This window comes from Sulfurimonas sp. (assembly GCF_018698455.1).
Classification (GTDB): Bacteria; Campylobacterota; Campylobacteria; order Campylobacterales; family Sulfurimonadaceae; genus Sulfurimonas.
In genome coordinates this window covers 1-11306 of the sequence record NZ_JABIOQ010000008.1, presented here as the reverse complement: position 1 = coordinate 11306, position 11306 = coordinate 1, and the positions used below count along the sequence as shown (strand labels likewise).

Annotated in this window: 10 protein-coding genes and 1 pseudogene; 8 read left to right on the top strand and 3 right to left on the bottom strand. The window is 31.9% G+C overall.

The window, feature by feature from the left end; genetic code table 11:
- Nucleotides 1-36: 36 nt before the first annotated feature.
- From HOG88_RS01595 to HOG88_RS01575, 5 genes are read left to right on the top strand one after another with little or no spacing between them, the layout of a single operon-like run.
- A complete protein-coding gene (locus tag HOG88_RS01595; protein WP_295002448.1) occupies nucleotides 37-369 on the top strand; it encodes a hypothetical protein in 333 nt (110 codons plus the stop codon).
- Nucleotides 370-378: 9 nt separating this feature from the next.
- Entirely contained in the window at nucleotides 379-927 is a 549-nt protein-coding gene (locus HOG88_RS01590) for an adenine phosphoribosyltransferase (protein ID WP_295002447.1), read from the top strand.
- Nucleotides 927-2126 carry a tryptophan synthase subunit beta gene (gene trpB / locus HOG88_RS01585; protein WP_295002446.1) on the top strand — a complete coding sequence of 400 codons (1200 nt, stop codon included), beginning with the start codon at nucleotides 927-929 and terminating at the stop codon, nucleotides 2124-2126. The genes HOG88_RS01590 and trpB overlap by 1 nt, the downstream gene beginning before the upstream one ends.
- Nucleotides 2126-2773, top strand: coding sequence for a hemolysin III family protein (locus HOG88_RS01580; protein WP_348653153.1), 648 nt, complete (start codon nucleotides 2126-2128; stop codon nucleotides 2771-2773). The genes trpB and HOG88_RS01580 overlap by 1 nt, the downstream gene beginning before the upstream one ends.
- 56 nt (nucleotides 2774-2829) lie before the next feature.
- Nucleotides 2830-4245 carry a leucyl aminopeptidase gene (locus tag HOG88_RS01575; RefSeq protein ID WP_295002445.1) on the top strand — a complete coding sequence of 472 codons (1416 nt, stop codon included), beginning with the start codon at nucleotides 2830-2832 and terminating at the stop codon, nucleotides 4243-4245.
- Here HOG88_RS01575 and HOG88_RS01570 read toward each other — a convergent pair.
- Nucleotides 4238-4753, bottom strand: a complete 516-nt coding sequence (locus HOG88_RS01570) for a tetratricopeptide repeat protein (protein WP_295002444.1) — start codon at nucleotides 4751-4753, stop codon at nucleotides 4238-4240. The two genes, HOG88_RS01575 and HOG88_RS01570, sit on opposite strands and share 8 nt — an antisense overlap.
- Before the next feature lie 890 nt (nucleotides 4754-5643).
- On the opposite strand from HOG88_RS01570, the gene HOG88_RS01565 reads away from it, so the two are divergent.
- From HOG88_RS01565 to HOG88_RS11865, 3 genes and pseudogenes are all read left to right on the top strand, one after another.
- On the top strand, nucleotides 5644-6957 hold the full coding sequence (locus tag HOG88_RS01565; RefSeq protein WP_348653152.1) for a multiheme c-type cytochrome: 1314 nt from the start codon (nucleotides 5644-5646) through the stop codon (nucleotides 6955-6957).
- A gap of 414 nt (nucleotides 6958-7371) precedes the next feature.
- Nucleotides 7372-7674: a nucleotidyltransferase domain-containing protein gene (locus tag HOG88_RS01560; protein WP_295002443.1), complete on the top strand. Its 303-nt coding sequence runs from the start codon at nucleotides 7372-7374 to the stop codon at nucleotides 7672-7674.
- Nucleotides 7664-8008 (top strand): annotated as a pseudogene (locus tag HOG88_RS11865) (DUF86 domain-containing protein). The gene HOG88_RS01560 and the pseudogene HOG88_RS11865 overlap by 11 nt, the downstream one beginning before the upstream one ends.
- A 357-nt stretch (nucleotides 8009-8365) precedes the next feature.
- On the opposite strand, the gene HOG88_RS01550 reads toward HOG88_RS11865, so the two are convergent.
- A complete protein-coding gene (locus HOG88_RS01550; RefSeq protein WP_295002441.1) occupies nucleotides 8366-10174 on the bottom strand; it encodes a caspase family protein in 1809 nt (602 codons plus the stop codon).
- A 19-nt stretch (nucleotides 10175-10193) separates the two neighbouring features.
- Nucleotides 10194-11021: a hypothetical protein gene (locus HOG88_RS01545; RefSeq protein WP_295002440.1), complete on the bottom strand. Its 828-nt coding sequence runs from the start codon at nucleotides 11019-11021 to the stop codon at nucleotides 10194-10196.
- Nucleotides 11022-11306: the final 285 nt, after the last annotated feature.

The following is an 11306-nucleotide window of genomic DNA, read 5'->3' as shown; positions in this document are numbered from 1 at the left end:
TGTGATAGAATAGATAAAATAGAGATTAATTAAATTATGTTTTTTGAATGGTCACTTTTAACTGTATCAAGTATCGTATCTATATATCTTTTTGTAAAGATGTATTATTTTAAAAGTATTACAAACAAAGAGATTCGAGGGAATGACTTAATGAAAGTCACACTCAAAGAAGCGGAGATTTTAATACGAAAGTACCAAATACAGCTCCAACGAGCACTTGGTAATGTAGATATACTCAGTGATGAACTGACTCGACTTAAAAATGAACTTAAAACAATTAAACAAAGAAACTCACAACATCGCTCAGAGAGAGAGAGACTTAATTCGAAGATTCAAGCTCTTGAATCTCGAATAGATGCACTACTATAAGGACTAAGTATGATACTCAGCAATGCAGAACAGAAAATAATAGAAGATTCAATCAGAGATATTAAAGACTTTCCAAAAGAAGGAATAGTTTTCAAAGATATTACCACTCTTTTAAATAATAAAGAAGCTTACGGTGTGCTAATGAATCATCTATACCAGCGATATAAAGGATATAACTTAGACTATGTAGCTGGAATTGATGCTCGTGGATTTATCTTTGGAGCTGCTCTTGCACAAATGTTAGGACTTGGATTTGTACCTATTCGTAAGAAAGGAAAACTTCCATACACTACTATCAGCGAAAAGTATGCTCTTGAGTATGGAGTAGACGAGATCGAAGTTCATATAGATGCATTTGGTGAAAACAAAGGTGCTCGTGTTCTAATCATAGATGACCTAATTGCAACAGGTGGCACAGCAAACGCAGCTGCTACTCTTGTAAAGCAGGCAGGTGCTACATGTGTTGAGTGCTGTTTTGTTATAGGTCTTGCATTTTTAGATGGTATTAAAAAGCTCCAAGAGAAGACTGATGTTTACTGTCTAATAGAGGAAAATTAATGTATATCCCATCTGCTAGTAAGTTTGATCCAGATGAAAATGGACACTTTGGAATCTTCGGTGGACGCTATGTTCCTGAAACTCTTATGCCTGCACTTGCGCAACTCAAAGAAGAGTATGAAAAAATAAGATTTGATAAAGAGTTTTGGAAAGAGGTACATTACTACCTAAAAGATTATGTAGGACGCCCTTCTCCTTTGTACTATGCTGAAAATATTTCTCAAGAATTAGGTGCAAAAATATATCTTAAACGCGAAGACTTAAACCATACTGGTGCACATAAGGTAAACAATGTTATCGCTCAAGGACTTATGGCCAAGAGACTTGGATATAAAAAAATTATAGCTGAGACTGGAGCTGGACAACATGGTGTTGCTACAGCTACTATCTGTGCTCTACTTGACTTAGAGTGTGAAATATTTATGGGTGCTAAAGATGTTGAACGTCAAGAACTAAATGTTTTTCGTATGAAACTTCTGGGTGCGAAAGTAAATTCGGTAGAGAGTGGAAGTCATACTCTTAAAGATGCTATGAACGATGCTATAAGGCATTGGGTTACAAATGCAAGAGATACTTTTTATATCATAGGAACTGTTGCTGGTCCTCACCCTTACCCAATGATGGTTAGGGACTTTCAAGCCATCATTGGTTATGAAGCACGTGCTCAAATTCTTGAAAAAGAAAACCGTCTGCCTGATCATGTTATTGCATGTATTGGCGGTGGTTCAAACGCAATTGGTATGTTTCAACACTTTCTTGAAGATGAAGGTGTTCAATGCATAGGAATAGAAGCTGGTGGACTTGGACTAGAAACAGATAAACATGGCTGTTCTCTCAAAGAAGGTCGTCCAGGTGTTCTTCATGGTCAAATGTCATACTTACTCCAAGATGAGGATGGACAAATACTTGAAGCACACTCTATAAGTGCTGGATTAGACTATCCAGGTATAGGGCCTGAACATGCTTTTCATAGTGATAACAAATCAATTACATATGACCATGTAACAGACCAAGAAGCATTAGATGCCTTTGTATGGTTAAGTCGTAAAGAGGGTATCATCCCTGCGTTTGAGTCCTCTCATGCAGTAGCATACCTAAAGAAAATGCCAGCTATTAAGGATAAACTTGTCATCGTAAACCTTTCAGGACGTGGTGATAAAGATATGATTCAGGCGAAAGATTTACTCCACTTTGACTAATAAAAGGGACATACATAAATAATTTTACACTTGCAGAAGAAATTTGGCATGCCACTACACATGGTCTTGGGCTTCTTCTTAGTATTATTGGTTTAGTTGTTCTTGTCGCATTTGCTGCAGTACATACTTCTTTTATAAATATTCTAAGTGCAAGTATATATGGAACTACTCTTCTTATTATGTATGGCTCTTCAACAATTTACCATGCATTAACACATCATAAACTAAAAGAAGTTTTTCAAACTTTTGACCATGCATCTATTTATCTTTTAATAGCAGGGACATATACACCTATAGCTCTTGTTTCTCTCAGCGGTACGGCGTTTAGTTTACCTATCCTCACCATAGAATGGATAACGGCTATAATAGGTGTATATTTAAAGTTTAAATACCCCTCGCGTTTTGAAATTCTTTCTTTAGTTTTATATGTAGTAATGGGCTGGTTAATTGTTATCGCTATAGAACCACTAAGACAAAACCTAGCTGACAATGGCTTCTATCTTTTAGTAGCAGGTGGTTTAACCTATACACTTGGAATTTATTACTATGCAAATGATTCAAAACCTTATTATCATGCTATCTGGCATCTTTTTGTACTTGGAGGGAGTATTTTTCACTTTTTCATGGTACTACTTTACGTTATCTAGTTCTTAACCTTATTTAGATACCATCTCTTAAAATAACTTAATATATTGGAAATCAAATGAACATTCAACTTCTTAATCAAAATATATCTGATGCTTCTACAGATATCAGTTTAGTCTACCTTAGTACAGAGTCTCTTAAAAAAAGTAAAAATAAAAAAGCTCTTAAAATGGCTGGTTTTACAGCTAGTGGAGATAGCATCTGTTTTTTACATGATAAAAATCTCCTTGTTTGTGGTGTCGATGAATTCTCAGCCGATGATATTAGAAGTACGACAAGTGTAGCAATTAAAGCACTTAAAAAAACAAACTACAAAAGTGCAAATATTCTTATAGATGATAAAGCTCTTATTCCTGCACTTGTTGAAGGTTTTGTTTTAGGTGGTTATACTTATGACAGATATAAGTCTACAAAAACAAAGACCTCTTTAAAAAATGTTTCTCTTATCTATACTAAAGATGACTATAAGCAAGCTATAAAAATATTTACGGATGCTGTTATTATTGCTGATGCTACTGCGTTTACACGTGACATTGTAAATACTATTCCAGAAGACTTAAACCCGCCAACTTTTGCCGATTTAGCAAAAAAACTAGCACAAGAAAATAACTTAGACTGTAAAATACTAGGAGAAAAAGAGTTAGCAAAAGAAAAGATGAATGCTATGCTTGCAGTTGGTCGTGCATCTCGACACGATAGTAAACTCATTCACCTAACATACAAACCAAAAAATCCTAAGAAAGTTGTTACTCTCGTAGGAAAAGGTCTTACTTATGATAGTGGCGGACTTAGCCTTAAACCTGGAACATCAATGGTAACTATGAAAATGGATAAAGCTGGTGGTTGTGCAGTTCTTGGAATGATAAAAGCCATAAGCGAGCTCAAACTAAACATAGAAGTACATGCCTTCATAGGTGCTGTTGAAAATATGATAGGTGGTGATGCTTATAAACCTGATGATGTTTTAGTAAGTAGAAGTGGGAAAACCATAGAAGTAAGAAATACTGATGCCGAAGGTCGTTTAGTTTTAGCGGATGTTCTTGACTATGCACAAGACAGTGTAAAAGCTGACTATATGTTTGACTTTGCAACACTTACTGGTGCTTGTATGGTCGCTCTTGGACAGTATACAACAGGTGTTATGGGACATTCAAGTGCACTTAAGCATGAAATTTCTAAAGCATCATCTACTTCAGGTGAACTCACTGCTTCATTACCATTTAACAAACATCTTAAAAAACAGATAAAAAGTGAAATAGCAGATATTTGTAATATCTCAAATAAGCCTTATGGTGGAGCTATAACAGCTGGTCTATTTCTTGATGCATTTGTAAGAGAGGAAAATAAAAAGAAGTGGTTGCACTTTGACATTGCGGGCTCAGCTTATACTGAAAGTCCATGGGATTGTAATGTATATGGGGGAACAGGTGCTGGAGTACGTTTTATCAGTAAGTTTTTACAGGGTGTTATTTAACACCCATATGCTCTAAATCATTATAAAAATAGCAAGCTTTTTTCTTACCTAAAGCACATGCTTTTTTATACTGGGCTTTTGCCTTGCCGAGATCTCTACTCATTCCTTTTCCTAGCTCTAAAATAAGCCCTGATGTAACACAACCCTCAGCTATTCCACCATCACATGCTTTACTATAAAGATCATTTGCTTTGACATAGTCTCTGTCTATTCCCTGAGCCTTGTAATAACTTCTAGCAACAGTTAAACAACTCTCTAAGTACCCTAAATCACAACTTTTAGTAAAAGTTTTAAGTGCTCTACTTACATCTTGCTCTATTATCACACCTGAATTATAAGCTTGTGCAGAGTAATAACATCCGACAGCATTGTCATCAGCACATGCTTTGTCAAAAAGTTCTAATGCTTTTGTATTGTTACCATTTTTAGAAGCGTCTAAAGCTTCGTCTACTATACCTGCATAAAGAGTAGCACCAAGTACAATACCAAGTAATAATATTTTTTTCATTTTAATTCCTATCTATTCATTATTTAAGCGAATTATTGCATATTGTACCTTTATGTACTCCCAACTAAAAACTCCATAATTTAAGTTCACACTCAAAAACACTCTAAAATGTCGAAATGTTATAATTAAAAGATATAATTTGACTTTAATATTAAATTTAAAAATAAATCTTTAGAGAGAGAGAATACAATTAACAATCATTTATCACACTATAACAACAATTACTGTGCAGTGGTTTCAAAGTGTAGTACAACTAAGTGTAAATCTTTGATTAGCAAAGTTGTAAAAGTGGAGATTTATTCACAGTTACCACATTAAAAACAGCTTAAATCAAGCAACTTTTTCAACATCTTATTCCTTCCAACCAAGATTCTTTTCATATAATTCATTATCAAATTTAATATCATTTTTCGCATTACTGCTATTTGAGCTAAAGTTGAATGTTTTCCATTGTTTTTTAATCTATCATAAAATAGTCTCATATATTGGTTATGTTGCATAGCTTACAGCACTGGCATAAATAGCATACTGCGATATATAGCACTTCCTTTCTTTGTACCCCGAGGGCATTTCCTCGCTTCGCTCACGGAAAGAGTTCTCCTTTGAACTGAAGTCCCAGAAGTATTTTCAATTGCATTTAGACCACTTAATGCAACAATTTCTTGTCTATTAGCATCTGGATAACTTATAAACAGATGAAGAAGAGTAATTGCGGCTCTATCTCCAAGCCCTACTATAGATGTAATATTTTAAAAGCAAACTAGTAAAAGTGGCTTTAAAGTAAAATTTAGGGGTCTAAATAATCATTTATCTTCATATTTAACATAAACTTTGGTTCTCCTTGATATAATTGTAATAATATAATAAACAAACTTTATTAGGATTTCACTCTGAAAAAAACACTTCTATTTCTCGTCTCTATCTTAACTCTCTCTGCTCTTTATTTTGTCTATATAAATGCAAAAAAAATCATACCGTTTTATGCTCAACTTACGAAAACACGAGTAGGTACAGAGATCGACTTACAAAGTAAAGACCAGAAAGATGCTCACTATGTTGGTTCTTCAAAATGTGTTGAATGTCACAAAGAGGAACATAAGTCTTGGAGTTCTTCTCGCCACCCAAGAATGATTCAAGATATTCAAAAAGACCCTTCTGTTGTTGTAGCGGACTTTTTAAAACTTCCTCGTGATGCAAACTTTAAACTTCAAGATGCAGTTTACACTGTTGGTGGAAAATTTAAACAGCGTTTTATGATGAGAAAAGACATAAACGGAACTGAAGATTATGTTTTAGGTAACTACCAGTGGAATGTTGAAACAAAAAAATGGCAAGGTTTCAAACCTTGGAAATACTGGTACAAAGATGCTTATCCTCATGACAATGATGCACTTCCAACATCAAATGCATGTGATGGATGTCACTTTACTGGGTTTATGTCTACTAAAGAACGTATAGAACCAGGGATTTCTTGTGAGTCATGTCATGGACCATCTTCAGAGCATCTATCAAACACAGAGTCAGAAGTTTATAAAGCTTCTATGAGTGATCCGGTAAGACAAAATGAAGTTTGTCTTCAATGCCATATGAGAAATCGTGACATACGTTTAACTGACCACAACATGAGTGATATTTATTCAACTGCAGTAGATTATCCAGCAGGCTATGAACCAGGAAAAGCTCTCAAAAATTATAAACTTCCAGCACCTTTTACAATAGGTCAAGAAACTAAAGAGTTTTATGCAAATGGAGCGGCAAAGAAGAACCGTACACAAGGAAATGAATTTGTAAACTCAATGAAATCTAAACATGGTATCACTTGTGTAAACTGTCATAATCCTCATACACTTTCGCCTACTTCAACAAATAACACAGGGAATTACTTATGTATGAAATGCCATAGTTTTGGCTCTCCTATTGGCCCACATCAAGATAACCTTGAGACACATACAAAACATAAGGCTGATTCAAAAGGTTCTCTATGTGTAGAGTGTCACATGCCAAAAACAGGTCGTCATACAGGGAAGTCTCCGATAACAGTAAGAAGTCATATGTTTGGTTTCACTACCCCCATGGAGACTCTAAAGTATCGTATGCCTCAAGAAACAAATGCTTGTTTTGCCTGTCATAAAGATAGAGGGATGAAAACACTGCAAAGTGATTTAGAAAAGTGGGGAATGATAGGCTTAGATAAATTAAACTAAACAGTTACTAAACCTGTAGGCTGTGGAGATTTTCCTGATTTTTAGAGACAGCTAAAAAAAGGTGTTCAAAACAATAGCTTAACAATTAAGTATACTATTTGAATATATTTAAAAAAGGCACTTCACAATCATTATTCAACCCCTGGGGTGTAATTCATAATTCCAATTATATTAAATAGTTTATTGAATTATGTAAAAAAACAAAAAGAACTTGATAAAACTTTGTGCATTATGCTCATATTATTTGCACTATGCAAACCTCCCAACCCCAAACACCATAGAACACCAACTAGAAGAGTACAAACAACAAAGTGAAGCTCAGGCATAAGAGGAAATAACACCAAATTTAGAAGAGTTGTCTTGATTTTTTTGCATTATATTTACTAATGATATGAATTATGATAGACTTATAGTATGAATACGAAACAAGAAATTTTAGATTTTTTAACATCAAATCAGGTATATATTAAGCAACACTATTCTCTTACAAAGATAGGTTTGTTTGGTTCATTTGCTAGAGATGAACAGGGTAAAGATAGTGATGTGGACCTTTTAATAGAGATTGAAAACAATACACCTAATATTAATGATTTAAAAAATTCTCTTCCAAAATATCTGACACAAGCTTTTGATAGAAATGTTGATATAGCACGTGAAAAATACTTAAAGCCTTATACAAAGAAAGATATTTTGAAAGATACAATTTATGTCTCCTAAAATAAAATTTGAACTTTTATCACTTCTAGAAGCTATTAAAAAAGTCGAACTATATTCTCAAGATTTTTCTAATGCAGATGACTTTTACCATGACCAAAAAAGTTTTGATGCATCAATGATGCAATTTGTGGTTATAGGAGAAGCTATTGATAGGTTGGATGATACATATAAAGCAAAGCACAATTAAATTCCTTGGCAAAAGATAAAAGACTTCAGGAATATAGTTGCACATGATTATTTTGGTATTGATGCCGATGAAGTATGGGATATCATTAAAAATAAGATACTACCCTTGAAAAAAGAAATAACACTACTAAGTCAAGATTTTAACTAAAGAAGCACTAGTTGCTACACCCCTATAAACAAAACAAAATATTTAGGAGTGTTAAAATCTTTAATATCAAAAGTAATAAAAAGTGGAGATTCATGCACAGGGGTGTAATTTATAAAGCTGATAATGAAATACTTATAGTTTATTTTACACTCTCATGTAAGTGGTCATATTGTTCTTTATTTTCCAACTTACTTACACTATTAATAACCTATCTCAAATAGGAACTCTGAAAATAGTTCATAAATTTACTATATCATTCAAATTAAAACTGCTCCTAAGTATGTCTTCCGTAAGTTAGGTTTTACTGGACTAGTTTATATTAGTAATTGTGAGAAAATTCCATCTTTTAATCGTACATTAGAAACTCAATTTTTTATTACCAATAATAGTAGGCTGTTGATATTTTAAATTACCCATCTTTCTTGATTCATTTTCTACATTTGTTAAAACATATGAATGTAAAGATTCAATATTAGTATTCTTTTTCAACAAAGCATTCATTAGAAAATAACTAAATAATCTATGTTCCTTATTTTTATACATATTTGAGTATTGTTTATCACGACCAGCGGTTAATACTACCATTTTCTTCTTATCAAACTCATCAACATGTTTTGGGATTAAAAGTGTTGCTGCTACTCCTTTAAAAATACTCACTCCATCAGTTGCCCCACTAAAACAGCTATCAATAACAGCTATTACTTTTTTTGCTTTAGATTCAGACAACATCTTATATATGTTATTAAGTTTATAAAATGATTCAAAATTTATATAACTAGGGTCGATATCCTGTGGTAATATATAAGGTTCATTGTTATCTATTGCAACTGGAATACCATGACCTGAATAATAAAAGTACAATGTATCATCATCTTTAATTAGTGATAACATACGTCTTAATTCTGATTTGATTTTACCACTTGTTGCATTCTTATCTATTAATAAAAAACTGTTTTGTTTAGATACACCTAGTAATTTTTTTGCAACTTTAGCAAAAGTTTGAGAACTTTTCTTACTGTATGCAATTGAATCTACCCCATTTGAATAATTTTCAATTCCCAATACAAAAAGCCATTTTTTAGGATCTTCGTTTTTTATATCAAGTTTATTTAATCTAGTTAAAATATCATTATTGTTACTTGTAACACTATAAGTTACTTTTTCAAAATTTGGTTTTTGATATTCTAAAGCTAAAGTATTAATTTGTAAATCAAGGATTCTTCCTTCCTCTCTTTCCATTGTATTATCAATAACTATAGAAGCTGTTTTAAAATTATTTGATCTAAATTTTCTAGAAGGAGCTGTTAAATATTCTTCTCCCTCAAATTCTAATTTAATGTAATCTAACTTTAGGTTAATAGAATTATCTTGTATTGAGTTCTCAACATGATAATATACTTTTGGATTAACTTTCTCTAAGTTTTTATCCATTTTTCTAGCAATACCTGGCTTAATAGAAAATTCTAATTTTTGCTTGAAATTATTCTTACTTGATACTAAAACAACTTCCATCGTATTTGAGTTTACATAATATTCTGAACTTACAATAATAGGAGCTGATAAATATTTTTTGAAAGCATTTTTTACAAAAATAGGTAATATATTATTTAATTTACTCTCCTTTTCTCTTTGCTCTTTTTTAATATTTTCTCTATCATTATCAATTATTGTCTGATATTTTAATATTTTTTCATTTCGTTCATCAACATTAATCTTAAAATTCTCGGATAAGCTCTCTATTAATTCATTTCGTTTCGTAATCGCATCTTTATAATTTTCTTTCAAAAATTCACTTTTTCGAGTGTACTCAATAGTCTGTTCTTCCAGGCGTTTACTAAATTCTTTAGAGGGCTCATACTTTCCTTGTTTCAGGTCAATCTTTGATATTATTTTTGGTTTTTCTACTTTTTCTGGCATTATCGGTTTTAAAATTACTGAAGGAATTAAGTTATCAATATTTATAATTTTTCGAGGAACTAAATATTTATTTACGTTCTCCGCTATATCATTGTGTATTGATGTCATAGGATCTGAAGTATCTTGAAAAGTAGTAAGCATTGTATTTTCTTTTTTCCAAATAACAGTGATGTCAGCGGCGTTTATATTAGTATTTATCAGTACTACAAGTAGAATAATTACTAGGTTGTTAATATATTTTATTGTCATTAATATTCCAATTATTAGTTTAAAAGAGTTTATATCTCATAAATAAACCGCCCGTGATACCATCCTCACCAGTTGCACTTTTAGAGTTTAAATCTTTAAATAATAATCCAAATTCAAATTTTGACTTTTTATACTTCGGTGCATATACAAATCCCCAGATAAAAGCATTTGTTGGCTCTTCAACTGTATAATTAGCAGCTTGTAATTGAATAACATTCTCATATCCTAGTATAAAATAACTCATTAATCTTACTTGCACTCCAGCTAGAGTAACACTTCCATAATCTGTTTCTTCTGACAATTGTCCTACTTGTTGATATTGATGATAAGCATATGTAAGATAAATAGAATAATTTTTAAATATATTTTCTGAGTCAACTCTATACTCACCATATATCTCTGCACCATAAACAACAGGCCATCCACTTAATCCCATACCCATATGAAATCTATCTAAAAAGACAGATATATCATTCGATAACTGAATAGATTTATATTCACTTTCACACTCTTCTAATAAATCTTTTTCTATATTATCATTTATAACTTCAATATCAAACTCAGTATTTACTTGATATTCTAATTCTTTATTTACTAAAGATTGAGATACATCTTTAGTATTAATTAAGGTTACTTTATAATTATCACTATCAACCTTCGGAACATTTGTTAAAGGTAATTTATTACAAACTGAAATCCCACCGGATATTTTTTTATTATAAGTGATTAATACTTTGTATTTAGCATTCTCTATAGCTTCATTTTTACTAATACCTATACCTGTCTCTGAAACAATATCACCATAAACACTTAAAGATATAATCAATAACAACAATATTTTATACATTACAACACCTGATTTTTTTTGTAATTATAACAAATTATTTAAGTTTTTTACTCATATAAAGGGACCACTGCGTAACTATAACACTCCCTTTCCCTCTAATTTTACAAATATTTAAAAAAATCCACTTTCAAATATCATAAATTGACAGCTTATTTCATGGGTATTAAATAGATTTGGGTTCTTTGCTTCTCTTTTTATCATTGAGCAACACTCTTTCTTAAGTTCATCTGTTTAAATGCTATCAATCTTAGATTGGCAGCTATACAAGAGAGAGTAAAGTTCATA

What these genes read in the sequence shown, in the direction of transcription:
- HOG88_RS01595 (WP_295002448.1), top strand. Translation starts at nt 37, where the DNA reads ATGTTTTTTGAATGGTCACTTTTAACTGTATCAAGTATCGTATCTATA.
- HOG88_RS01590 (WP_295002447.1), top strand. Translation starts at nt 379, where the DNA reads ATGATACTCAGCAATGCAGAACAGAAAATAATAGAAGATTCAATCAGA.
- trpB (WP_295002446.1), top strand. Translation starts at nt 927, where the DNA reads ATGTATATCCCATCTGCTAGTAAGTTTGATCCAGATGAAAATGGACAC.
- HOG88_RS01575 (WP_295002445.1), top strand. Translation starts at nt 2,830, where the DNA reads ATGAACATTCAACTTCTTAATCAAAATATATCTGATGCTTCTACAGAT.
- HOG88_RS01570 (WP_295002444.1), bottom strand. Translation starts at nt 4,753, where the DNA reads ATGAAAAAAATATTATTACTTGGTATTGTACTTGGTGCTACTCTTTAT.
- HOG88_RS01560 (WP_295002443.1), top strand. Translation starts at nt 7,372, where the DNA reads ATGAATACGAAACAAGAAATTTTAGATTTTTTAACATCAAATCAGGTA.
- HOG88_RS01550 (WP_295002441.1), bottom strand. Translation starts at nt 10,174, where the DNA reads ATGACAATAAAATATATTAACAACCTAGTAATTATTCTACTTGTAGTA.
- HOG88_RS01545 (WP_295002440.1), bottom strand. Translation starts at nt 11,021, where the DNA reads ATGTATAAAATATTGTTGTTATTGATTATATCTTTAAGTGTTTATGGT.